This is a genomic window from Gilliamella sp. W8145, from assembly GCF_016101145.1.
In the GTDB taxonomy this organism is placed as follows: Bacteria; Pseudomonadota; Gammaproteobacteria; order Enterobacterales; family Orbaceae; genus Gilliamella; species Gilliamella apis_A.
This window is the reverse complement of record NZ_JACFRC010000001.1, coordinates 1,609,927-1,634,877: the sequence shown is the minus strand read 5'-3', so window position 1 is coordinate 1,634,877 and position 24,951 is coordinate 1,609,927. Positions and strand designations below refer to the sequence as shown.

Sequence of the window (24,951 nt, the reverse complement as noted above, 5' to 3'; positions counted from 1 at the left end):
AAGCATGACGAAATTACTAGCACCTTTAAAAAGGTAGCCGCTGATTGGTTTAAAGTTAAAAGTGGTAAAGGATTAACTGAAAGCACCTTAAAAGAACGTGGGAATCGTTAGAGTTACATTTATTTCCTTATATTGGTGATAAATCAATCTTTAAATGAAAAGCAAAAGAATTTATTAAGGCCATGGAGCCACTAAGAGCTAATGGTAAATTAGAAACAATTAAAAGACTTTGCCAACGTATCAATTAGGTTATGTTTTATGCGGTGAATATAGGCTTGATTGATGCTAACCCAGCAGCCAAGATAAAAGATGCTTGAAAGCCCTATAAAAGGGCAGATGCCAACAATAAACGCGCAAGAGCTTCCCCAATTTATGCAATCCCTTACTATGGCCCGAATCGAATTACAAACGCGTTGCTTGATTGAATGGCAATTATTAACGCGGTAAAAGTGTTTTTGCTGAAATTGCGACGATGTTATCAGGTAAAAACAATACTGTAATAGGCACTATGGACGCATTAGAAAAGGCAAGGGACAGAGCCTTAATCGTGGGTTACTCATTAGTCATATTACCCGACCAACCACGTTACATGGGCAGTGGCGCAGGATTAAAAGCGATTACTGGCGGTGATGAAGTCGCAATTGACCCTAAACATAAGCAACCCTATTCCTGCAAGATTCCAGCAGTAGTGTTAGTAATTAACAACGAAGCCATGCGATTTAATGAGCGCAACGGGGGCATATCAAGGCGAAGAGTAATATTTCACTTTGGCGAGGTTATACCAGAAAAAGAGCGAGATTTAAACTTGGTTAGCAAAATAGAGCAAGAGCTACCCTCAATTGTTAGACTGCTACTTAATGAGTTCTCTAACCCTAATGATGTCAAAGAACGATTACACAAACAGCAACAATCAGAAGAAGCAACGACTATTAAAAGAGAATCGGACCATTTAGTCGATTTCTGTAGCTATTTTGACGCGTTAAACAACCCTACCGGTATGTTAATAGGAAATCTTGGAATTACGCCATTTAATCCAAGAAAGTATCTTTACCATGCTTATATCGAATACATCCGTAACACAGGGCTGAATAATCCCCTATCCCTTACCCAGTTCGGCACATCTTTAAGTTATGCAATGAACGAGAACGGCAAGCAATACATGAAGAAGCGCTATACAGCAGGAAATAAAACTAATTTAGAACTTACTTTAAACGTCAGCAAAGACTGGTTACCTAAAGCGGAAGAGCCTATCTAAAGCTAATTATTTATTAATGTTTAAACCGCCTTGATTGGCGGTTTTTTTGTATAGTACGAATATAGAGTTAAAATATAGACCGTACATGGCGACTATTTAGAAATATAAATTTTAATATCATTTTGTTTATTATGAATTAAATAACAAAATTGACTATTATTTTCGTATTTATGCTTTGACCCAAATCGGGGCTACAGTTGGTCCTTGCCCAAGGAAAAAGGCAAAATGAATATTCATTGCACCAATAGGTTCAATAAAACGACTATTACACAAAGAACCAGCGTCAATCGGTTCAAATCCAATTGAATTAGCAATGTTTGATACAACGGTTTTCGCGTTATCATCATCAGAAGCAATAAAAACTTGCAAAGTTTGTTTTGTTCGTGCTGATGTAGGTAATAATTGAGCAAAGATAGTATTAAATGCTTTTACGATTTTCGCCTTTGGTGCCAATGCTTGAATTTCTTCTGCGCCTGATGTGACATGACCAATCAGTAACTCTTTAAAGTCTTCCGTAACTGGGTTAGTTATATCAATTAATATTTTATCGGTTAAATCACCACAAGAGAGTAATACCTCTTTTACGGCTTGATAAGGTAGTGCTAAAATCACCATTTCGGCTGATTTTACCGCAGTTTCAATACAACCGCTTTCAGCGCCTATATTTTTTGCGAGAGTCTGAGCTTTTGCTGAGTTTCTGCTTGCAATTACAATATCATGATTTGTTGTGGCAAGTACATTTGCAAGTCCTGTCCCCATATTTCCTGTTCCAATAATAGCAATTTTCATTTTTATCTCCTGTTTATGAATGAATTGATAAAACTATACAATAGAAATAAAAAGTGATAAATTTCAGTTATATTTCATATTTAAAAACAAATTGTTTCTAATGGATAGATTAACTTCTATGTCTGTTTTTGTGAAAGCCGTTGAATTAGGCTCATTTTCGGCTACAGCGAACGTATTTAATATGTCACCACAATTAGTCGGTAAACATGTCCGAATGCTTGAAGAACACCTAAATGTTCGTTTGTTAAATAGAACAACTCGTCACCAGAGCTTAACCGAAGTAGGACGTGCATTTTATGAACGTGCCAAAAATATTCTTGCCGAAGTTGAAGAGTCAGAAGCGATTGCAGCACAAATTAATGCCATACCTCGAGGGCGAATTAAGATTAGTGCACCAACAACATTTGGCACTCATGCATTAGCACCTCAGTTACCCGAGTTTTTAAGCACTTATCCAGAAATTTCCATTGATTTATCACTTACTAATCGTATTGTTGATTTAATTGATGAAGGATTTGATTTAGTTTTCAGAGTTGGCGAATTACCTGATAGTGGATTAATTGCAAGAAAATTAAAACCTTACCAGTTGATTTTGTGTGCTGCCCCTTTATATTTAAAATCCTCACCACCGATTAATTCACCAAAAGATCTTAAATATCACGAATGTTTAGGTTTTTCTCACACAACATTACAAACTCATTGGCAATTTGAGGGAGCTGAAGGTCATTTTTCTGTACCTGTATCAGGGCGATTCATGACCGACAGTGGTGATGCACTATTACCAGCTGCCATTGCTGGATTAGGTATTATGTTACAATCAGCCGAAATGGTGACACCAGCAATAGAAAAAGGACTGTTAGTTCATCTTTTACCTGATTATCATGTACCAACCCGACCCATGCATATTCTTTATGCATCTAATCGCCATGTTTTACCTAAACTAAGATGTTTTATTGATTTTTGTATCCAAAAATTTGGTGAAGATGAACAAGGTTAGAAATCATAATAAGCTGTATAAATTGGTTACCTAAAGCAGATGAGCCTGCTTTTTTGTTTATGAATATTCTAACCGCCTTGATTGGTGGTTTTTTGTATTATACAAAATAGATACTTAAGGAAATAAACAAATATACTAAAGCTAAGGCTAAAATTACTTTGAAGTTAAGTGATAACTTTCGGTAAGTAAATCGAATATTTCTTTATCTGATAAAGGTCCAGAAAGAATAATGCTGATCCAATGTTCTTTATTCATATGATATGCTGGCAAAATACCTTCTTTTTTCCTTAAAGATCCTATATGTTCAGGTCTTGCTTTAATATCCAGAATATCAATCTCTTTATCATCTTTTATACCAAGTTTTGAGCCAGATACATTCATAACAATAGCATACCATTTATCACCATCTTGATGATGTCGCAATACTGCATAATTAGGTAAATTTTCCCACAGATAATTAGGTTCTGAATGAAAATGTTTTTTGGCATAGTTAAATAATGTTTCTCTATTCATTATAATCTCCTAAAGATGTTGGATATAGAAAATACAACTTAACCGCATTGAAGTTTATTCCCTTAAGTATAACATTATAGTTGACTTGGAATAATCAAAATCATAAAAAATAAATAGCCCATTATTTAGCTAATCTAGTAATAAATTTTTACACCACTGAATTATGTACAGCTCGAATGTAGAGTTATGTATAGTTAAAATGCCGACTATACATAGCATAAACCCTTATACAATAGGGCTTATAAGAAATCATGTATAGTATGTACAGTTTTTTATAAAATTTTATGTTAATGGGGAAGTAATTTCTTTACCACTCAAATTTGGGTGCAGTCTCTTTGGACTGATTTTTACATCTGCGAAAAATCAACTTTAAATCAAAAATAAGAGAGTACTAAAAATACCCAATTTTAGGGGTTACTTTTTATTTTTTGGGTACACTAACAAATATAAAAAATAGAAATCATTTACCCAAAAGGGTTTAAAAGACGTTTTTCAAGTCCCGACCATGCACGATTAACAAATCTACACAACTCTACCGAAGTCAATCAAACCCTTATATACAAACACTTTCAAGAAATCCTTACTCAACTGAGTTCAACTGCAATTATCCCAAATCTAGTATTAAATCGGATACCAAACAGGATACAGAAAAAAACATTAACTAAATTTTTTATTTTTATTCAACATGTTAGTTAAGTTATTCGTGTCCTATAACAGGGCTTGAAAAATATATTTCATAACTTTCCCTTAATAACGATTATAATTTTATTTCTTAAAAATTGAACAATCCTCTAAATCTTCACATTTAAATTTAAACCCTCAACGTATTCACCACAACCCGTAATGCGGATGATATATTGCGATGTGGATAGTAGAGGTATAAAAATGGAAAAGTATAGCTATACTCATTAAAAATGCGGATGAGTTGACCATTAACCAGTTCCTTTGCAATCAGTTCTTCGGGTAAATAAGCAATCCCTAATCCCATTTTTGCGGCAACGAGCGTTGGATAATCATCATTTAAAATCCATTGTCCTTGTGGGGTGATTTTAACAATTTGACCTGAGTATTCAAATTGCCACTAAAAAAGATGTCCGTTGGATAAACGATAACCAATACCTTGATGTTGTGTTAACTTTTGTATCGTGCTAGGAAATCCTTTTTTTGAAAATAATCAGCCGTTGCTACAACCGCCATTTTCATAGGTTGACTAATGCAAAAAGCGACCATATCTTCCGCAACACCACTACCAAAACGAATACCCACATCAAATCCTTTTGCAACAATATCAACAAAACGATTATTACTAATAAACTCAAACTGAATATCAGGATATTTGTCCTTAAAATGGGCTAATTTAGAGAGTAGTAGCGTCTCAATCACTTGTAGTCCACAGTTAATACGCACTAAGCCAGATGGTCAATTTCGATAGTGTTCAATCTGTTGAAGTTCGTTATCCATTTTAGCAAAACTTGTTTCAACAGTACGAAATAGCTGCTCGCCAACTTGGGTAAGCGATTGCCAGTGCAACGGATAAAAGTAATAATATTACCACTATTTTATAAATCCACTTTTTTTATATTTTAATGCCTTATTTAATTTACTCCACACGACTTAGTGTTGCCACAAAATCCTGTTTTAAATTTGCTAATACGGTTCGGCCAGACTCAATATGACCCAATGTATACAATTGTGAATTAGTACCTACACCTTGATAAAACAGAGCCAAATTCCCCCAAGGTGCATAATAAGTAAAATCCCCAGAAATATGAGCGGCACTTGCCATACCTTGAGTAATTAAGCGTTGTGGCAGATAAGCGATCTTCTCGGCACCAACATAATCACTAAAAGTCAGTGTTAAAGGTAGCAGTGCCAGTAGCTGATGACTGGCAGGAGTATCGAGCAAATTGACAATCACTTGCTGATCGTCAATAGTCAGTTTTATTTTTGCTAATGTTGCACTTTCAGTTTTTTGACTAAACGCCGAGAAACTCATCAAAAGTGTAATAAATGCGGTTATAAACAAGTTTAATTGTCGTAATGGATGTCTATTTATCATGATGATATCGCCTAGAGTGAGAATTAGTTAGCTAGATACTGATCAAAAAACTGACTTGCTTCATTAAAATAACGCTGGGCTTCTGGCGCATCAGAAACCATTAAATATTGGGCATGAGATACGCCTTCTAGCACCACTAAATCAGCAGCCACGCCGGCATCTCGTAATTTCAAATGCATTCTGATTGTGTTACTTAAAAATAGATCGCGCGTTCCCGTAACTAACAGCGTTGGTGGAAAATCATTCACGTCACCATAAATGGGAGATAATAGTGGCTCTTTAAGATCATGATCGCCAGCATACAGTTTGGCTGCGTCTCCCAACCAGCCGTCATAACTGACGAGCACATTATCAATCCCCTCATGCGTAAAATAGGAATCACCAGTTTTACTTAAATCGGTCCAAGGCGTGCCAACAACGATCGCCGCTGGTAAAGGTAGGTCGTGAGCTTTGGCATTTAGCATTAAGGCTAGTGTCATACCACCGCCAGTTGAGGTGCCAAATACGCCAATATTCTCGGCAGGATACTGTTTAAGCAATTCGCGATAGGCTGTTAGTGCATCGTCTACGGCCGCTGGAAACAGAAAGTCTGGTGCCATTCGATAATCAATTGAAATGACGTTGATTTTTCCATATTCCGCCATCATAATTGCTTCAGCGGTACCTGCCTCACCTGGATTAAGCACATAACCACCGCCATGAAAATGTAATAAGATACGATTTTGATTATATGGTGCAATCGTTTTAGGTGTGACCATAAAGGCATTAACATTACCAAGCTGCGTAGCTGTAACACTGACTTGCATTCGTTCTTTTAACATAGGAAGTGTTTTTAATGTTTGGGCAGCAATCGTATCAACCCATTGATGCCATTCGGAATTAGTTTTAGGATGATCATTCCAAAAGGAAGGGGGTTCGCCAGAGACTAAAGGTTGTAATGCCTGACTCACTGTTGATGGATTTGGAAAATGTTGCACAGCCACTTCTGCCGTGTTCGCAAGTGTTGTTTGTACAAAAGTTAGCATAAACACTAAAGCCGTAAACTTGATTTTCATTTGTGATCCTTTTTATCTATATAAGATTGATTAAGCAAGGTTGCCTGTTGCTTTTTTATATAAACTAAAACACAAGGCGGTAATGATGGCACCTATAATACAAATAATCGTGGCCGTGATAAAAATGCCACTAACCCCTAATTGGTCAAAGGTCATTCCACCAACACCAGCTGCTAAACCAATGGAAAGTTGAATCGCGGCAACCGACAATCCACCAACCAATTCAGCTTTATCAGCAAGCGTTCGAGTGATCCACGTTGACCAACCAACAGGGATAAATCCAAACACAAATCCCCAAGCAATCACTAATGTAGTATCCATAGTCACATTATCAGAACTTAAAAACCTATATTTAATAAATAAGAGCATGGCTATAGCGGCTAAGACTAAATGAATAGCGATCATCACAGGTCTAAAAAATCGGCCAAGTAGTAAACCCGCAACAAAGGTTCCGATGCAATTAGCGATACCAAATACCAATAAAATAAGGGTTAATGGACCGGTTTGTAGTGCTAAATTGTGCTCTAAAAACGGTCGCAGATAAGTAAAAAAGAGGTGATAGCCTCCATAACTAAAAATTGTACCGATAATGCCAAGAAAACACCAATTTTGCTTAAATAGGGCAAACATATTTTTAAAATTACTGCTTTCACGCGGCGGTAAAGATGGTAGGGTAAGCCGTTGCCAAACTAGTGCGATAAAACTTAACGCCGCAGCAATAAAAAACACATTACGCCAACCGACTAAATGACCTAAATAACTGGCAAGAGGCAGTGAAATAATCGTTGCAACCGACACTCCGGTATAGACAATACTTAATGCTCGAGGAATATCTTTACTCGGCGCTAATTGTAATACTACAGCAGATGCCATTGACCAAAATCCACCAACACAAATCCCTAATAGCGCTCGACCAATCAGCATAATGAAATAATTAGGCGCAACAGCAACGAACAAATTGGATAATACTAATAAAATAGAAAAAGTGAGTAATACTACTCGACGATTAATATTTTGGGTCATGGGTGCGAGAACCAAACTGGTGACTACCGCAAAAATCCCCACCATTGTGACGCTTTGGCCTGCTTGACCTTCAGTAATATTGAAATCTTGTGCGATAGGGGTTAATAAGCTAACAAGAATAAATTCCGCGGCAATCAAACTTGTTACTCCAATAAATAGTGAAAATATTGCTCCCCAATACGCCGTACTTGGGGAATTTAATGTGTTATCTGACATGGTTAATCCCATTATTATATTAAAGACGAATGAATTGAATAGTTGTGGAATGGATCATAGTCTAAATAGCAGCTAAATATATGTAAATTACTTATATTTTATGGTTATTTATGCCTTAAAAGCATGGGTATAAACTGTATTTAATGTCATTAATATCAATAAAAAGAAGTCATAAGAATAAGCCCAGCAAAATAGGAGGATCATTTTGCTCACTTCTATATTCAGAGGAATTTATTGAGAAAAAGCCCGTTTCATTCGCTGTAAACAGATTTCAGCTGCTTTTGAAAAAATTTGATAACGTTTCCAAACTAAGTGAATATCAACCGTTAATTGTGGCTCTAAAGGTTTAAAACAAAGATGACTATTACCTGTCGTGTTAATCAGCTTATCAAGACTTAATGCATAACCCATGTTTTTTTCGACCATAAGTGAGGCATTGTAAAGTAGGTTATATGAGCCAATTACATTGAGTTTATCTAAATCACGTTTTAACCAGCGCGTAATTCGGTTATCGACTTCTTTCTGTTTAGAGATAATAAGTGGCAAGTTCCATAAATCGCTAGGTCTAATCACATCTTGATGTGCAAGTGGACTATCTTTACGCATTAACACTCCCCAAGTATCTTTTTCCGGCAATAGCAACGACTCATATTTGCTGATATTTTCCACACCAATTAATAATCCAAAATCGAGCAAGCCTTTATCGAGACGTTCTGTTACTTCATCAGCATCACCACTATAAATATGCACATGAATTTGCGGATAGTCGTGTTGTAATGCTTTAACAACCTCAGCAATTAATCCCATGGCATGGGTTTCACCACAACCAATATAGATATTGCCACTGATTTCCTCAGCTGAGGTTTGAAACTCTAATTCAGTTTTTTGCACTAATTCTAAAATTTCTTCAGCACGTTTGCGTAAACGCATACCTTCATCGGTTAAGGTAATTTTACGACTGCCTCGAATAAATAAGGTGTTACCCAATTCTTGCTCTAATTCAGCCAGTTGACGAGATAATGTTGGCTGAGTCAGATGTAAATACTCAGCAGCCGCAGTGATACTTTCCGCTCTAGCAAGAGCTAAAAAATAACGTAATACTTTAATATCCAAAATGACCTCACATACAACTATTTTTTATGCTTAAAAAGTATAACAATAATTAAGTTATAGGAAAAAGGTTCGTTGTTTTTATGTACAGTAAAAATGTAGAGTTATGCAGAGTTAAAATGTAGACTATACATAGCACAAACCCTTATACAATAAGGCTTATAAAAAATCATGTATAGTATGGACAGTTTTTTATAAAATTTTATTTTAATGGAGGGGGTAATTTCTTTAACACTCAAATTTGGGTACAGCCTCTTTGGACAGATTTTTACATCCGCGAAAAATCAACTTTAAATCCAAAATAAGTGAGTACTAAAAATACCCAATTTTAGGGGGCACTTTTCGTTTTAGGTATACGATTGAGTTTGTTAAAAATAAAAATATAGTACTAATAAGGTTTTTTATTGGGTTGTTTAGTTTCCCTTGGCTCACCAATTCCAAATTTGGCAATTTAAATTCTTTTAGCAATATTTATACAGTGCTAAGATAGCAAAACTATCAATTATCGGCCACACTATATGTTTCAATACCATCCAAATGTCTTAGCCAATGAATGTCGTGATATGAATGATATTCGCGCGGAAATTGATAATATCGATCATCTAGTAATTCAATTACTAGCAACTCGTTTTGACTATGTTAAAGCCGCCAGTCAGTTCAAAAAAAATGCTATCGATGTTCAAGCTAAAGAACGTTTTAATAGTATGCTTGAGCAACGTAAGCTTTGGGCTGATGAGTTAGGTCTCGATGGTGATATCATTAAAGAATTGTATGCTAATTTAGTGAAATATTTTATTGATGAAGAATTAAAGCGTCTTCAACATAAAGAAAAATAATTACATTAACTTGTTATTAACAATTTAATTTAAGCTTATTAATTGCTAGGTTAAATGTTTATGCTTGGTTCTTAACTTCCCCAACATTATTTATCTGGATAATGTTGGGAATGTGATAAACTTATTTAAATAAACCATTGGTTTCAATAAATTCAATGACTTTATCTAATCCTTGTTTCGTCCGTAAATTAGTAAATGCCCATGGTTTATCAATGCGCATTTTATTGGTATCAGATTCCATCACTGCTAAAGAAGCACCGACATACGGTGCGAGATCAATTTTATTAATGACTAAAAAGTCTGATTTAGTTATACCAGGACCTCCTTTTCGTGGAATTTTTTCTCCTTCAGCAACATCAATGACATAGATAGTCAGATCGGCCAATTCAGGACTAAAAGTTGCACTAAGATTGTCTCCTCCACTTTCGATAAAAATAATATCTAGATGTGGAAACATTTCCATTAATCCCTCAACTGCAGCTAAATTCATTGATGCATCTTCGCGAATTGCTGTATGTGGGCAACCACCAGTTTCAACACCAACAATACGTTCGGGATCTAATGCTTTTGCATCGGTTAATATTCGCTGATCTTCTTTTGTATAAATGTCGTTAGTGACAACGGCTAATTGATATTTGTTGCGCATTGTTTTACATAGCATTTCAAGTAGGGCCGTTTTTCCTGAACCTACCGGTCCGCCAACTCCAATTCTTAGCGGTGTATGTGTAATGGTATTCATATTCTCTTCTCTTTTTTCTATAATTTTATGAGCTTAATTTATGATCGAAACAGTCTTGAGTACTGTGTTTCGTGACAACTACTGGCAATAGCTACTAAAGGCGATCCTGCGCCAATATCATCATCTTTAACATCATTTGCTTGCTTAATAATTGAAGGTAATAATGTTGATAATTGATAAATCAGCTGTTGTCCTGCTTGCTGTCCTAAAGGTACTAATTTGATTGCCGCCATAATGTTGCTTTCGAGCCAACTGTAACTCCAGCTTATTTGTATATCTTCTAACGACATTTTATTTGTCGCACCATACCAAGCAAATCCGGCAACTTGTGATTGTATTAATAAATTTTGCCATGGATGAATAAACCCTAATCCTTCTAGGAATCGAAAAAAGGCTTTTCCTCGTTGCTGTTCTTCAAGTCTTAATTCACTTGTTTCTCGTTGACGTAGTAAATTTCTAGTCCAATAACTAAAACCTTGTTCATCTTGGTTAATAGTACATTGATGTAGTCGAGCCAAAATAGGTAAGTCACAAAAGCGCAATGTGCTATACATTTGCTGTATTAGCCAATCTTTGGTTTCGATTTGATTAGTTACCCATTTGGCTTCAACTGCCCATTCTAATCCTTGAGAATAGGTGAATCCCCCAACAGGTAAATTTGCACTGGCTAATTGTAAGTTACGTAAATATTGCAGCATGTTTTTTATCTTAATGATGATGGTGGCCAATAGCACTACTTTGATAAGCTCCAGCTTCCGGTTCAAATGGAGCTTGTTCAACCAGTACTTTAATTCCTAATTGTGTTAGCATTTCATCCAACACATGATCATGTTGATAACGAACAAAGTCTGTAGCAATTTGTAATGGAACATGACGATTACCTAAATGATAACATGCTCTGGCTAACAACAATTTATCATTGCAGTAGGCTGTGGATACATTTTCGTTTGCAGCCAATACTTCAATAATTATTGATTCATCCTCTGTTGCAAGATAATCACCACCGCGAATTAATAAACCTCTAGGTAATATAACACCGGCTTCCTGACCACTATTAAGCACTATTTTGCTGCGGCTTTTTATTCGGCTATCAATATCTAATTTAGTACAGTATTTGACAGACTGTAGTTGTGTTTTTGTTAATGGTTTAGTAAGTATCTTTGTTAAAATTATCATGATGTTATGTTCTCAATTTATTAAAATAAAAAGTATCTCTGTGCCATTGGTAAGATAGATGCAGCTTCACAACTCAATAGATTGTTATCGGCCTTTACTTCATAGGTTTGGGCATCCACTTCAATATTGGGTTGCCATGAGTTATGGATCATGTCTTGTTTTTTAATCTGACGGCAATTTTTTGCCACACCAATCAAACTTTTTAATCCCAAGTTTTTTGCTACATTTAAATCGGCAGCTGTTTGTGAAATAAATGTCATTCTAGATAAAAAACCTGCTTTTCCTAAGCTAGCAAACATAGGGCGATAGTGTACGGGTTGTGGTGTGGGAATTGATGCATTAACATCACCCATTTCGGCGTAAGCAATCATTCCCGCTTTAATAATTAAACTTGGTTTTATGCCAAAAAAAGCAGGTTGCCAAATGACTAAATCGGCTAATTTTCCTACTTCAATAGAACCTACTTCATGGCTTATACCATGGGTAATCGCTGGATTTATAGTGTATTTAGCTAGATAACGTTTAACTCTAAAATTATCATTCTGTTGATTATCTGGATATAATGGGCCACGTTGCGTTTTCATTTTATGAGCAGTTTGCCATGTTCTTATGATAACCTCTCCCACTCGTCCCATGGCCTGAGAGTCTGATGAAATCATAGAAAATGCGCCTAAATCATGTAATATGTCTTCGGCAGCAATAGTTTCTCTGCGTATCCTTGATTCGGCAAAAGCAACATCTTCTGCAATTCCAGCATCTAAGTGATGACAAACCATCAACATATCTAAATGTTCATCAATAGTATTGATAGTATAAGGGCGAGTAGGATTTGTGGAGGAAGGTAAAATATTAGCGTAACCACAAGCTTTTATAATATCGGGGGCATGGCCGCCTCCTGCGCCTTCCGTATGATAAGTGTGAATGGTTCGCTCTCCAATGGCAGCGAGAGTGTCTTCTACAAAGCCAGATTCATTTAAAGTATCGGTATGAATAGCTACCTGTACATCCATCTTATCGGCTACATCAAGGCAATTACTTATTGCTTGTGGTGTTGAGCCCCAATCTTCATGTAATTTTAAGCCAATAGCGCCGGCATTGACTTGTTCGATTAATGGCTCAATAACACTGCAATTCCCTTTAGCTAATAACCCAACATTTACAGGTAAATTATCACAAGCTTGTAACATTTTTTCGATATGCCACTTACCTGGTGTACACGTGGTTGCGTTTGTTCCCGTTGCTGGGCCGGTACCACCACCTATAAATGTAGTTATTCCTGAACATATAGCCTCTTCAGCTTGTTGTGGGCAAATGAAATGGATATGAGAGTCAATTCCGCCTGCTGTAACAATGCTATTTTCGCCAGCAATAATTTCAGTGCTAGCACCAATAGCGATGGTTATATCTGGTTGTATATCGGGATTTCCCGCTTTACCAATAGCTAAAATACGTCCATTTTTAATACCAATATCAGCTTTAACAATTCCCCAATGATCAATGATTAAAGCATTGGTTATTACAACATCGGCAACCAAATCTGCACATAATTGGCTTTGCCCCATACCATCACGGATTACTTTTCCACCACCAAATTTAACCTCTTCACCATAAGTAGTGAAATCTTGCTCAACTTGTATCCATAACTCGGTGTCGGCTAAGCGAACTTTATCTCCGGTGGTTGGGCCAAACATTTCTGCATACGCTTGTCTAGAAATATTACTCATTTTCAATTCCTTTATTATCTAATGCACCCATTACAGCACCTTGGAATCCATACACTTGCCTTTTACCAGCTAGTTCAACTAACACTACAGTACGGCTTTGCCCGGGCTCAAACCGTACAGCTGTACCGGCGGCAATATCTAAGCGAAATCCATAACTTTTGGCTCGCTCAAATTTTAAGGCTTGATTAACCTCGAAAAAATGATAATGAGAGCCTATTTGAATAGGTCTATCACTATGATTAGCAACCGTTATTTGAATGGTTTTGCGATTTTTATTTAATTCAATATTACCTGCTTGTACAATCACTTGGCCTGGAATCATATAATTTACCTTTTAAATAATAGGATTATGAACAGTCACTAATTTAGTCCCATCAGGAAATGTTGCTTCAACCTGAACATCTTGGATCATATCGGCAATTCCCTCCATTACGTCGTTACGCGTTAAGACTTTTCGTCCTAGATTCATTAATTCAGTAACGGTTAAACCATCTCTAGCACCTTCTAAAATTGCGGCACTAATTAGTGCTATTGATTCAGGATAATTTAATTTTACCCCTCGCGCTTTTCGCCTTTCGGCGACCAATGCTGCTGTAAATAGTAATAATTTGTCTTTTTCTCTCGGAGTTAGTTTCATCGTTATTTTCTCATTGCATATATAATAAATAAGTTAGGTTGCCCAAATTCGAGGTGGACATGCGGGTAAATTGATAATTAACGGACGCAATAATGCCCATAATTGGTGTAAATATTGTTGGCAAATTTGGTTATCATTTGCTAGCAAGCGAACGGTTAATAATTGTCCCAAAGCAGTTGCACCGATTGGAACCCTACTATTTTCAAGTTTTTTTTGCACTTGTTGTAAAATGGTTAGATTAATCGGATAGGCAAATAAAGTTGCACTATATGTGTAATTACCTATAGGAGCACAATTACCATCAATAATTTTTAAGTGCTCCTCAAGACCTAATTCATCCGGTAAATTAATTGTTAAACGGCTTTTGATATTGCCTTGTCCAAATTTTTCATGCATAACCGGTCGACCAAAGCATAATGTTTCCCAGCCAAGCAATCGACTATTTAACGTTAAATTAAATTCAGTCGTTAAATTAGCATTAGTACCATTAAAAAAAATATTTTCTTGCGGTAACCATTCAATAATACTATTCGGCGCTAAAGTAAATTTTTGTTTTAGCTGTGCAATATTGCCGTGACTGCGATAAAATTTACTTGCTCCGGGCATAGTCATTAATAGATGGCTATCGTGATCTAAAAAAATATCCAGCTCAAGTTTATCCCCTCCAACAATCCCTCCTGGGGGATGGAGTAAATAAATATGGCAAGGTTTTCCTTCTGGATAGAATGGCCGTTGTATAGTTAAAGGCCCTTGTTGTTGACGATCAACTAACTCAGTTCGCTGTAGTTCACCATTTACAAAACGGTTAGCAAAAGATAGTGATAGTTTACCTAGCCAGCCATTAGCATTTTTTTGAGATGTATTATTTTGAATCATACCGTTAAATAATTTTTTATTAAATCTGGTGTTAGTTGTTGTAAGGCGCCATTAGCGATATTTCGTCCTCGGTCAAGTAAATAAAAATCATCAGCAACCATCTGAATAAAAGGCAATTTTTGTTCAACTAACAATACAGTTAAACCTAATTCATGATTGAGTCGATTAATGATATCGCCTATATCATGTACAATATTGGGTTGAATACCTTCTGTTGGCTCATCTAAAATTAATAATGATGGATCAATAACTAAAGCTCTTCCAATCGCTAATTGTTGTTGTTGTCCTCCAGATAGATCGCCGCCACGACGGTTTTTCATCTCTTTTAATACAGGGAATAACGAATAAACTAAATCAGGTATTTTGGCTGAGCGGGATCTTTTAGCTGCTAAACCAACACGTAGATTTTCTTCAACAGTTAGTTGAGAAAAGATTTGTTTACCCTGTGGAACGTAACCTATTCCCATATAGGCGCGGGTTTCGATAGATTTATGGGTAATATCGGTATCATTAAATTGTATATTGCCTTTTTTGATCTTTAAATTTCCCATAATAGACTGTACTAGAGTAGTTTTGCCAACGCCATTACGTCCCATTAGACATGTACATTTACCTTTGGCTAAACACAGATCGATATCCCATAAAATGTGCGTTTGTCCATAAAATTGATTGACATTAGATAATTTAAGCAACATTAACGTTCCTCCCAGTAGTAGATTGTCCTAAATAGACTTCAATTACTTTAGGATTATTTTGTACTTGTTCCATATTTCCTTCAGCCAATATTGAACCTTGATGCAATACTGAAACAGTTTTGGCAATTTGTCTGACGAAATCCATATCATGTTCAACAACAATTAACGAATGTTTGCCCGCTAACGAATTTAATAATTCTGCTGTTTTATCCATTTCTTGAGTTGTCATTCCGGCAACAGGTTCATCAACTAATAATAGTTGAGGTTTTTGCATTAATAACATTCCTAATTCCAACCACTGTTTTTGTCCATGAGATAAAATAGCCGCATATTTATGACGCATGTCCATTAAACCGATTAGCAGAAGTATCTCATCTATTTGTTCTTGTTCTATCTTGTTAACTCGATGGCGAAGAGTATGCCAAACTGTTTTTTTCCCGGCATTTGCTATCATTAAATTGTCATTAACTGTTAAGGCTTCGAATACAGTCGGTTTTTGAAATTTGCGACCGATGCCGGCTTGGGAAATTTGTGGTTCATCCATAGTTAATAAATTAAGTTTTTGACCAAACCATGCTGTGCCTGCTTGTGGTTTTGTTTTACCAGTGATTACATCCATCATTGTCGTTTTACCTGCGCCATTAGGACCAATAATGCAGCGTAATTCACCCTGTTTAATATAAAGATTCAAATCATTAATCGCTTTAAAGTTATCAAAACTAACATTAATGCCTTCCAAGTAAAGAATAATACCTTTATTGGTATCCAAATCTGGTTGTGGTAGTGCTTCAAAGTCTTTAAGCAAAGGAGAGGCAGATTTTAATTTTTTATTTAAACTTTTTTTATTCATATATTTGCCTCCAATTGTTTTAGTTTGTATTTTTTAGATATAGTTAGATTGATTAAACCAACAATACCTTTTGGAAGAAATAAAGTAACTAATACAAACAGAAGGCCTAAAGCAAATAGCCATTGGTCAGGGAACCATACGGTGAAAAGTGATTTGCAATAATTAACTAAAAATGCACCAACAATAGCGCCATATAAAGTCGCTCGTCCGCCGACTGCAACCCAAACGACAATTTCGATTGAATTTAAAGGTAAAAATTCAATAGGTGTGATAATTCCTACTTGTGGCACATATAACGCTCCTGCAATACCAGCTAATACGGCTGAAAACGTAAAAACAGCTAATTTGATATTTTCAACTCGATATCCAACAAACCTAATGCGTGGTTCTGCATCTCGAATAGCAATAATTACTTTACCCAATTTACTTTTGATTAATTGATAACATATCAGATAACTAATAATGACAGCCATTAACGTGATAAGTAATAATGTTATCCGCATTCCGTTAGTGGTGATTGAAAAACCTAATAAATATTTAAAGTTAGTCAGACCATTATCACCCCCAAATCCCATCTCATTGAGTTGAAAAGCTAGCATTAATGCAAAGGTGAGTGCTTGTGTAATTATTGAAAGGTAAACCCCAGAAACACGGGAACGAAATGTCATATAACCGAATATAAAAGCTAATAATCCAGGTACTAGAATAATTAATAGCAAAGTAATTAAAAAATTATCTGATCCTTGCCAATACCAAGGTAAACTTTGCCAATTAATAAATGAGGCAAAATCAGGCAGAATGGTCGAACCATTTTCTCCCTGTACAGACAAATACATTCCCATCATATAGCCACCCAGTGCAAAAAAAGCACCGTGACCTAAACTTAAAATGCCTAAATATCCCCAAACTAAATCAACAGATAGTGCAAGCAAGGCATAACATAGATATTTACTGACTAAAATAATAGTCTGATTACCAACATAAAATAGGCTATTAGTTGGGAAAAAAAGATTAGCTATTACTAAATAACTGACTAATAAAGTTAGACAAAATAGAACATAACCGCCATTATCTTGTTTAAAATATTTTGTTAACATATTTACCCCTCTACAGCTCGACCGCGTTGTGGGAAAAGACCGCGAGGTCGTTTTTGAATAAACAGTACTAAACTAATCAGCACCACAATTTTAGCTAACATGGCTCCAGTAATTGGCTCTAAAAATTTATTGGCCAACCCTAAAATTAAGCCAGCAATTAATGTTCCCCATAAATTACCAACACCACCAAATACCACTACCATGAATGAATCAATGATATAATTTTGACCAAGATTTGGGCCAACATTGGTGATTTGTGAAAGAGCAACGCCTGCCAATCCAGCTATACCGGAACCAAGGCCAAAGGTTAGCGCATTTACCCAGCTGGCTTTAACGCCTAAACATCTTGCCATTAATGGATTCATCGAAATAGCTCTGACATTAAGTCCTAAAGCTGTTTTTTTCATAATCAATAACAAAATAATGAAAATGGTTAAGCTAAAACCAATAACATATAGCCGATTAATCGTGAGCGATAAAAAGTCATTGATCTGAATTGAACCTTGCATCCAACTCGGCGTGATTATTGCTTTATTTAACGGTGAAAATATTGTTCTGAATAACTGTTGTAATAATAGACTGATACCAAAAGTGGCTAATAAGGTTTCGAGAGGTCTACCATATAGATATCTAATAACGCTTATTTCTATTAACATTCCTACCGCACCGCATACCAAAAATGCAGCAGGGATAGAGAGAATTAACGCTATGCCGGGATAGTTAGGCAATAGTTGTTGCATCACGTATGTGGTATATGCGCCAATCATAATTAATTCACCATGCGCCATATTAATCACGCCCATAACCCCAAAGGTAATAGCGAGTCCAATGGCAGCAAGTACGAGTACTGCACCTAAACTAATACCAAAATAGACTTGTTCAGTTTTTTCATACATTGCTTTTTTTTGGGTTAATTTATCAAGTAGGTTTTGTGCCGTATCTTTGACTATTTGTGAATCATTGGTGGTAGTCAATTGTTGTAGTTTCTGAACAAAAATAGGGTTAGTCACCTGACTAAGTTGTGTCAGTAGAACCAAACATTCATTTTCATCGCAATTTGTCAGTTTTGCGAATGATAATGCTTCAAGTAATCGCTGTTTAACTTCACTATCTTGTTCTTGAGCTAACCTTTCAACAATGAAATTCATTTGTGATGGTGATTGAATATGTCCGAAAAGCTCTTTCGCTGCAATACGTCTTGTTGGAATAGTATTACTAGTTAGCTTCATTTGAAGTTGATATTCGGCAATTAATTGACGAATATTATTGTTAATCGCAATACGTTTAAACTTATTTTTAGGTACATCCAGTACTTGCTTGTTATTCCAATTAACAAATTGATTATCCTTTTTTATAACTAGTGTACTATTGGTCTCCAGCCAGTATAAGTTCCCCTCAACTAATGCATTGAAAAGAGGCTGTATTGTTGCATTATTTTCCTTAATCATGTCACTGATTAATTGTTGTTTTTCAGTTAGTGAACCTTTTGCTAGTTTTTGCTCAAAATGTTCTGGTAGTACTGCTGTTGCTAGATTGGCGATCATCCATAACAGACAAATCAATATTATTCTTTTCATTATTTATTCCTATGCTTCTGCTCGTCATATTGATTAACCAATGATCGGTTTTGTATTTTCATCTTTATTGCAGAGATGTGGTGAGATATAACTCACCATGCATAATTTTTTGGCTTCAAATGATTAATCTTTTAGGCAAACTTTTTTACTCACATCATATTTACCGCATGCTAATGGTGCTCGCCAATCAGCAATCATTGATTTAGAACTAGGTAAATAATCTGACCATTCATCACCAACAATAGTACCTGCTGACTTATATACCACTTCAAATTGACCATCGTTTTGAATTTCTCCAATCATAATAGGTTTAGTAATATGATGGTTTGGCATCATTACTGCATAACTACCAGATAAATTAGGTACTGTTACACCTATTAATGCATTTTGAACTGCGGTTGGATCATCGGTACCTGCTTTTTCTACCGCTTTTACCCACATATTAAATCCAATATATGTGGCTTCCATCGGGTCATTTGTTACCCGTTTATCACTTTTAGCAAAGCTATGCCAGTTATCTATAAATTCACTGTTTAAGTCAGTATCAAGTGATTGGAAATAATTCCATGCTGCTAAATGACCGACTAATGGAGCCGTATCAATACCTGATAATTCTTCCTCACCTACAGAAAAAGCAATGACCGGAAGTTGGTTTGCTGTAATACCTTGGTTAGATAATTCTTTATAAAAAGGAACATTGGCATCACCATTGATGGTTGATATCACGGCTGTCTTTTTACCTGTTGCGCCAAATTTTTTGATATCAGCAATAATAGATTGCCAATCAGAATGACTAAATGGGGTGTAATTAATCATTATGTCACTATTTTTCACACCATAATGGTCTTTAAGATAGGTTTCTAAAATTTTGTTAGTCGTTCTAGGATAAACATAATCAGTACCCACTAAAACCCAACGTTCAATATTAAATTCTTTCTTCAAATAATCTACAGCAGGAATGGCTTGTTGATTTGGTGCTGCGCCGGTATAGAAGATATTTTTTGAGGATTCTTCTCCTTCATATTGTACTGGGTAAAATAGAATACCGTTAAGTTCTTCAAAGATAGGTAATACCGATTTTCTTGATACCGATGTCCAACAGCCGAATACCGCTGATACTTTATCTTTTGCTAGTAGTTCTCGTGCTTTTTCGGAAAAAAGACTCCAATTTGATGCTGGATCGACGACCACTGCTTCTATTTGTTTACCTAACACACCACCTTTTTTATTTTGTTCATCTACCAGCATTAAAAGTGTATCTTTCAAAGTGCTTTCTGAAATTGCCATCGAGCCAGAAAGTGAATGCAATACACCAATTTTAATGGTATTTTCAGCCGCATAAATTAGATTAGTCGTGAATAAGCCAACAGCTAGACAAGTTAACTTAATGGATGTATTTAATTTGCTCATTATTGACATAGTAATACCTCTTTAAACATACAATTGGTGGTGATTTATTGTTATTTAAGGTAATGCAAAAGTTATGCCAAATAGATGATGAACTGTGTTTTTTATTTAATAAACTTATAGATACAATATTTTATACTAGCCATAGACGTTTACGTTGTAGGTTGACTATTGGTATTTTTAGCTTATAAACAATATGAATAAAAATAGATAACGCACTTTATTTGATCGAATGGTCTAAATTGGTGCAGATTAAATATGTCTTTTGACCTGAAGCTATAGTATTGATATGATTGATTAAAATGATATAAAGATGAAAGGTAATCAGATATGAATTACGCCAATAAACAACAACTATTAGATGAAATTAATAAAACAGCTAAGCTATTTATTGATGAATTCAGTGGATTAACCGAAGCGGAAAAAGATAAATTAATTGAAGGTGTTGATCGAACGCCAGCCCAGATGATTGCTTATCAATTAGGATGGTTAGATCTTGTTAAATCTTGGGATGATGCTGAACTTGCTGGGCAAACGCCTATATTGCCAGCGGAAGGATACAAATGGAATCAGTTAGGTGAATTATACCAACATTTTTATAAAATTTATCAAGATGATTCATTACAAGAACTGATCCAATTATTTAAACAGAAACTAGCTACTTGGAATAGCTGGATTGAGTCATTAGATGATAATACGCTTTTTACTAAAGATGCTCGCAATTGGACTAAGCCTTATCCTTCAGCGTGGCCTGTGGCACGATTTATCCACATTAATTCAGTTGCACCATTTAAATCCTTTAGAACTAAAATCAGGAAATGGAAAAAACTAAATTCGCATTAGTAACATCATAACAATTTTTTAAAATGGACAGAAAAAATGGCCTTTTCAGAAACCGAACGCCAACAATTATTAGAATTAAAATTTGTTGGCACTAAAATTATTGAAAGACTTGAAGAGATGCAACTTGATTCTTTTGATAAATTACGCAATGCCTCGTTAGATGAAATTCTTAACAAAGGTGCTTTACTAACAGGATCATCATGTTGGAAAAATAGCCATCAAGCTAAAACAGCCATCCAAAATATTTTGGCTTTGGTTAATCAAAGCTAATTAATATTTGATTCTAACTAATTGCTAACTCTTTGTTTATTCTTATATGTATAGGGAACACATCCAACCGAGGCACCAAAAGCCCTAATTGGGCGGTTTATCCCTATGTATATAGGGAACACTCTAATTATAACTAATTGTTTTATAATTGAAATATACAGTCGTCATTTTTTACCGATTTTATTTGTTTAAATTTTAATCAATTTATTAGAAGATAGAATTATTACTTTTTAAATGTGGATTAAATTAATTAAGATAAAAACCTAATTCTTTAGTATAAAAGGAAGATTCTTTTTCTAACTTAATTAAAACAATTATTGCATTAGATCTATGTATTTGTTGTCTTAATTTTTCTAGATGTTGTTGATCAAGTTGTGGAATGTCATTTTTAACCCTAGCCCATTTAGATGCACTAATTGTAAGATGACTTTGTTCCCAAGCATACTCACTACTACTTGAGTAAGGCAGAATTTTATCTTCATGTTGATATGCTAAATAAAGATCAACATTATCCTTTGATAAACGGGTAGAAACTTCAATTTCCTTATCCCATTCACCATTGAATTGTTCACGGCTATAGCATTTATTAAAATTTAATGTGATACTTTTAGCTTGTGAGCTTTGGCCAAGTTGTTGTCCTAGTGCTTGATAAAAAGCTTCTTGTAAACCTTCTGGTGGTTCAAGATCATGGCGATAAACAGCTTCTATAAGTAGTCTCGCATCTTCAGGCATTGTTATAACACCTCTTTCACGTAAAACTCGTTGGGTAAACCATAAATAGGCATGATTAGCGTAAACATATTTAGTATTGCGAAATTCTGGATTATCTAGCCAATCTTCGCTTGGATCATCATCCCACGTTGGTGCAAAAACGGTCAATATTGGTTTGTTACGATCATCAATGGGACGATTTTGCTCTGTAGATGGTTTGATATTGCCTTGTTTATCGCGTACATGCCTTTGTAAACGTCCTGCACGTTGAATCAATAGATCAATAGGTGCAATGTCACTAATCATTTCGTCAAAATCAAGATCTAATGATTGCTCAATGACTTGAGTAGCAATAATAACCTTACCTGTACGAATTGTATGATTTGAAGTTTTCCCCGCCCATTCGATAGTTTTTTGCTCGATAGCCAAACGGTCACAATAAGCAAAACGACTATGAAATAGCAAAATTTGCTTAGTATCAAGATGCAAATTTTGTTGTATTTGTTGATATAAACTAATGGCATCAGCCACACTATTTTTTATCCAACAAATAATTTTTCCTTGCTCAATTGTACTCTTTATTTTTTCTATACCGGAATTGATATTATCAATCCAGTCAATCTTAACTTGTCGCTTTACTTCATCTCTTGTTTCTATTGCTTGTTCGACTAAGCTTTTTTGATTTAGTTGAGTAAATAAAGGAAAAGGTAAATCTGTATTAACTGTTAAAGATGATGATGTTGATGTTAATCCACTATAGAAGGCGTTAAGCAATTTTTCGCGCAGAAAAAATGGTAAAGTCGCAGTAAGAATAATTGCACTGCCACCTTGCGATGCATGATTATGCAATAATGATTCTAATAGTTTTACCATATAACTATCATAAGCATGAACTTCATCTAAAATAAGTAATTTATGACGCAACCCTAATAATCGCAAAGATTGATGTTTAAATGGCATTACAGCCATCAAAGCTTGATCCAACGTACCAACCCCAACTTCCGCCAGTAATGACTTTTTACGAGTATCGACAAACCATTCATTGCACTCGCTACTGGCTGAATTATCATTGTTGAGATATTTTTGCTGACTAATATTATCTAAATTAATTATTGTTTGAGTAAAAGTCGGATTCATGTAACTTGCACCATGAGCCAAAACCAGTGATGGATGGCTGTCGGCTTGATACAATTGGCCGTAGACCTCTGCCGTTCGTTGATAGATACCATTAGCGGTTGCTTGAGTAGGCATACCGATGTAAATACCGTGTGCTTTCCTGGCAGCCATTAATCGATGTGCCAAAATCATGGATGCTTCGGTTTTACCGGCACCGGTGACATCCTCCATAATAAATAATTCAGGTCCAATATTGGTTAGTTGGCAGGATAGTGCTTGTTGTTGTAGTGGTGTCGGTTTTTCTATAAATGGAAACAGGTTTTTAATACCATTAAAAGGAGTAATGGAGGACCTTTTAGGTAAAGTTGCTACGGCTTTTTCAGCATTAGCGAGTGCATAGTTTGCCCAATACTCTGATAACTCCATTGATTTTGAACAAAAAGGGAAAAATTGCTCATTGGAACCTAACCAATCGCTAATAACGGTTATGGCTGCGATTAACCAGCTCAGTTTGCTGAGAATTTTGCGAAATTTTTTATCAAAAAAACTAGTGTGGTAGCCAGCTAACCGATTATCTACAATAAACAACTTATTAATTGCTTTAATATAATCTAAAGATGCATGTTTATCTTGTGAATTAAATGCTAAGTTGCCTTTGGGATCTAAGATTGGTGGCTTGCCATGGTGGCCGGTCATGATTAATAACCAAATATTATATATTTGGTCAATATTATAATTGTAATGTTCTAATTGGATTTCTGATTCTTGCATTAAATAATTCTTCCATAACCAGTGTCCAAGAGAATCATGTCGAGTTAAATAACTTTTGGCAGGATCTGGGGCGACGAGATGGGGATTATTGTGTTTGAATAATTGCTGAAATCCATTAGCGAATTTGCCAATATCATGCCAAGCTAGAAAATAGGCGAACCAAAGGGCTGCTGTTTCAGTCTCATTTGATGAAAAACCAATCTGCTCAAATAGCTCTGCAGAATTAAAATGATTGTTTTTTACTATATGATATCCACAAGCTGCAACATCTAAATTGTGGTAGGCTAAAAGGTGATAATTATCTGACTGATCGCCTTGTTGGCATTTTCCCCAATATTTGTAGAATGATTCAAGCATTAAAACGGATATCCTTATTTTAGATGATTAACTGGTTGGAATATTTAGCTTAGTATCATTAATGATTCTAAAATAATAAAAGAATATTGATTAAATTGCTAAATTTTTATACTAAAAAACCCCGTTCCTCAAAATTTTTTTATTATGAATCATGACGATTTATTCTTATCTAGTTAAAAATTTGTTTTTATAAAAGAATATATCTTAAACAAATATTGATAACAATTAATGTTATAATCGCTGTTCATTATT

Annotated in this window: 26 protein-coding genes and 1 pseudogene; 6 read left to right on the top strand and 21 right to left on the bottom strand. The window is 35.3% G+C overall.

Translation table 11 applies throughout. The annotated features are described in order from the left end of the window. Positions 1 to 454: 454 nt before the first annotated feature. Together H3T80_RS12250 and H3T80_RS07295 are read left to right on the top strand one after the other, a co-directional pair. A pseudogene (locus H3T80_RS12250) lies at positions 455 to 739 on the top strand (DNA primase); the annotation flags it as partial. Continuing rightward, positions 713 to 1,255, top strand: a complete 543-nt coding sequence (locus H3T80_RS07295) for a primase-like DNA-binding domain-containing protein (RefSeq protein ID WP_255547869.1) — start codon at positions 713 to 715, stop codon at positions 1,253 to 1,255. The pseudogene H3T80_RS12250 and the gene H3T80_RS07295, both read left to right, overlap by 27 nt. 168 nt (positions 1,256 to 1,423) lie before the next feature. On the opposite strand, the gene H3T80_RS07290 is transcribed toward H3T80_RS07295, so the two are convergent. Next, complete coding sequence (locus H3T80_RS07290) at positions 1,424 to 2,065, bottom strand: NADPH-dependent F420 reductase (protein WP_309146260.1); 642 nt, start codon at positions 2,063 to 2,065, stop codon at positions 1,424 to 1,426. Positions 2,066 to 2,144: 79 nt separating this feature from the next. On the opposite strand from H3T80_RS07290, the gene H3T80_RS07285 reads away from it, so the two are divergent. Then, on the top strand, positions 2,145 to 3,041 hold the full coding sequence (locus H3T80_RS07285; protein WP_370548235.1) for a LysR family transcriptional regulator: 897 nt from the start codon (positions 2,145 to 2,147) through the stop codon (positions 3,039 to 3,041). Between the two features lie 153 nt (positions 3,042 to 3,194). On the opposite strand, the gene H3T80_RS07280 is transcribed toward H3T80_RS07285, so the two are convergent. From H3T80_RS07280 to H3T80_RS07250, 7 genes are all read right to left on the bottom strand, one after another. After that, on the bottom strand, positions 3,195 to 3,554 hold the full coding sequence (locus tag H3T80_RS07280; protein ID WP_198201016.1) for an MmcQ/YjbR family DNA-binding protein: 360 nt from the start codon (positions 3,552 to 3,554) through the stop codon (positions 3,195 to 3,197). Positions 3,555 to 4,365: 811 nt separating this feature from the next. Beyond that, positions 4,366 to 4,581 (bottom strand): LysR substrate-binding domain-containing protein, encoded by a 216-nt coding sequence (locus H3T80_RS12415; RefSeq protein WP_370548274.1) that lies wholly within the window; start codon positions 4,579 to 4,581, stop codon positions 4,366 to 4,368. Positions 4,582 to 4,685: 104 nt separating this feature from the next. Next, on the bottom strand, positions 4,686 to 4,937 hold the full coding sequence (locus H3T80_RS12245) for a LysR substrate-binding domain-containing protein (RefSeq protein WP_198201014.1): 252 nt from the start codon (positions 4,935 to 4,937) through the stop codon (positions 4,686 to 4,688). A gap of 217 nt (positions 4,938 to 5,154) precedes the next feature. Further along, a complete protein-coding gene (locus H3T80_RS07265) occupies positions 5,155 to 5,613 on the bottom strand; it encodes a cyclophilin-like fold protein (protein ID WP_110447086.1) in 459 nt (152 codons plus the stop codon). Between the two features lie 23 nt (positions 5,614 to 5,636). Then, a complete protein-coding gene (locus tag H3T80_RS07260; RefSeq protein WP_110447087.1) occupies positions 5,637 to 6,668 on the bottom strand; it encodes an alpha/beta hydrolase in 1,032 nt (343 codons plus the stop codon). A gap of 30 nt (positions 6,669 to 6,698) precedes the next feature. Beyond that, complete coding sequence (locus H3T80_RS07255) at positions 6,699 to 7,907, bottom strand: MFS transporter (RefSeq protein WP_198201012.1); 1,209 nt, start codon at positions 7,905 to 7,907, stop codon at positions 6,699 to 6,701. Between the two features lie 231 nt (positions 7,908 to 8,138). After that, positions 8,139 to 9,020, bottom strand: coding sequence for a LysR family transcriptional regulator (locus tag H3T80_RS07250; protein ID WP_198201010.1), 882 nt, complete (start codon positions 9,018 to 9,020; stop codon positions 8,139 to 8,141). Between the two features lie 515 nt (positions 9,021 to 9,535). Here H3T80_RS07250 and H3T80_RS07245 point away from each other — a divergent pair. After that, positions 9,536 to 9,853 carry a chorismate mutase gene (locus H3T80_RS07245; RefSeq protein ID WP_110447090.1) on the top strand — a complete coding sequence of 106 codons (318 nt, stop codon included), beginning with the start codon at positions 9,536 to 9,538 and terminating at the stop codon, positions 9,851 to 9,853. 121 nt (positions 9,854 to 9,974) lie between these two features. Here the strand turns inward: H3T80_RS07245 and ureG are convergent, their stop codons facing one another. The 12 genes from ureG to urtA form a co-directional block, all read right to left on the bottom strand. Beyond that, positions 9,975 to 10,592, bottom strand: coding sequence for an urease accessory protein UreG (gene ureG, locus H3T80_RS07240; protein ID WP_086359531.1), 618 nt, complete (start codon positions 10,590 to 10,592; stop codon positions 9,975 to 9,977). A gap of 38 nt (positions 10,593 to 10,630) precedes the next feature. Then, positions 10,631 to 11,299, bottom strand: a complete 669-nt coding sequence (locus tag H3T80_RS07235; protein ID WP_370527345.1) for an urease accessory protein UreF — start codon at positions 11,297 to 11,299, stop codon at positions 10,631 to 10,633. A 1-nt stretch (position 11,300) separates the two neighbouring features. Continuing rightward, on the bottom strand, positions 11,301 to 11,768 hold the full coding sequence (ureE, locus tag H3T80_RS07230; protein ID WP_086359529.1) for an urease accessory protein UreE: 468 nt from the start codon (positions 11,766 to 11,768) through the stop codon (positions 11,301 to 11,303). A 20-nt stretch (positions 11,769 to 11,788) separates the two neighbouring features. Continuing rightward, the gene (ureC, locus tag H3T80_RS07225) at positions 11,789 to 13,492 is read right to left on the bottom strand and encodes an urease subunit alpha (protein WP_144189541.1); all 1,704 of its coding nucleotides are present in this window, start codon (positions 13,490 to 13,492) and stop codon (positions 11,789 to 11,791) included. Further along, positions 13,485 to 13,814 carry an urease subunit beta gene (locus H3T80_RS07220; RefSeq protein ID WP_110447092.1) on the bottom strand — a complete coding sequence of 110 codons (330 nt, stop codon included), beginning with the start codon at positions 13,812 to 13,814 and terminating at the stop codon, positions 13,485 to 13,487. The genes ureC and H3T80_RS07220 overlap by 8 nt, the downstream gene beginning before the upstream one ends. Before the next feature lie 12 nt (positions 13,815 to 13,826). Then, positions 13,827 to 14,129 (bottom strand): urease subunit gamma, encoded by a 303-nt coding sequence (gene ureA / locus H3T80_RS07215; RefSeq protein ID WP_086363101.1) that lies wholly within the window; start codon positions 14,127 to 14,129, stop codon positions 13,827 to 13,829. A 33-nt stretch (positions 14,130 to 14,162) separates the two neighbouring features. Next, the gene (locus H3T80_RS07210; RefSeq protein ID WP_198201008.1) at positions 14,163 to 15,005 is read right to left on the bottom strand and encodes an urease accessory protein UreD; all 843 of its coding nucleotides are present in this window, start codon (positions 15,003 to 15,005) and stop codon (positions 14,163 to 14,165) included. Further along, positions 15,002 to 15,697, bottom strand: a complete 696-nt coding sequence (gene urtE / locus H3T80_RS07205) for an urea ABC transporter ATP-binding subunit UrtE (RefSeq protein WP_198201196.1) — start codon at positions 15,695 to 15,697, stop codon at positions 15,002 to 15,004. The genes H3T80_RS07210 and urtE overlap by 4 nt, the downstream gene beginning before the upstream one ends. Then, positions 15,690 to 16,550: an urea ABC transporter ATP-binding protein UrtD gene (urtD, locus tag H3T80_RS07200; RefSeq protein WP_198201004.1), complete on the bottom strand. Its 861-nt coding sequence runs from the start codon at positions 16,548 to 16,550 to the stop codon at positions 15,690 to 15,692. The genes urtE and urtD overlap by 8 nt, the downstream gene beginning before the upstream one ends. Continuing rightward, positions 16,547 to 17,647 carry an urea ABC transporter permease subunit UrtC gene (urtC, locus tag H3T80_RS07195; protein WP_110447095.1) on the bottom strand — a complete coding sequence of 367 codons (1,101 nt, stop codon included), beginning with the start codon at positions 17,645 to 17,647 and terminating at the stop codon, positions 16,547 to 16,549. Before urtC ends, urtD begins: the two co-directional genes overlap by 4 nt. A gap of 2 nt (positions 17,648 to 17,649) precedes the next feature. Further along, the gene (gene urtB, locus H3T80_RS07190; RefSeq protein ID WP_198201003.1) at positions 17,650 to 19,224 is read right to left on the bottom strand and encodes an urea ABC transporter permease subunit UrtB; all 1,575 of its coding nucleotides are present in this window, start codon (positions 19,222 to 19,224) and stop codon (positions 17,650 to 17,652) included. Positions 19,225 to 19,347: 123 nt separating this feature from the next. Continuing rightward, on the bottom strand, positions 19,348 to 20,643 hold the full coding sequence (gene urtA / locus H3T80_RS07185) for an urea ABC transporter substrate-binding protein (protein WP_294912242.1): 1,296 nt from the start codon (positions 20,641 to 20,643) through the stop codon (positions 19,348 to 19,350). 318 nt (positions 20,644 to 20,961) lie between these two features. On the opposite strand from urtA, the gene H3T80_RS07180 reads away from it, so the two are divergent. After that, complete coding sequence (locus H3T80_RS07180) at positions 20,962 to 21,474, top strand: ClbS/DfsB family four-helix bundle protein (protein WP_110447098.1); 513 nt, start codon at positions 20,962 to 20,964, stop codon at positions 21,472 to 21,474. Positions 21,475 to 21,510: 36 nt separating this feature from the next. After that, positions 21,511 to 21,744 carry a helix-hairpin-helix domain-containing protein gene (locus H3T80_RS07175; protein WP_110447099.1) on the top strand — a complete coding sequence of 78 codons (234 nt, stop codon included), beginning with the start codon at positions 21,511 to 21,513 and terminating at the stop codon, positions 21,742 to 21,744. Positions 21,745 to 21,990: 246 nt separating this feature from the next. Here the strand turns inward: H3T80_RS07175 and cas3 are convergent, their stop codons facing one another. Continuing rightward, complete coding sequence (gene cas3, locus H3T80_RS07170; protein ID WP_198201001.1) at positions 21,991 to 24,699, bottom strand: CRISPR-associated helicase Cas3'; 2,709 nt, start codon at positions 24,697 to 24,699, stop codon at positions 21,991 to 21,993. Between the last annotated feature and the right edge of the window lie 252 nt (positions 24,700 to 24,951).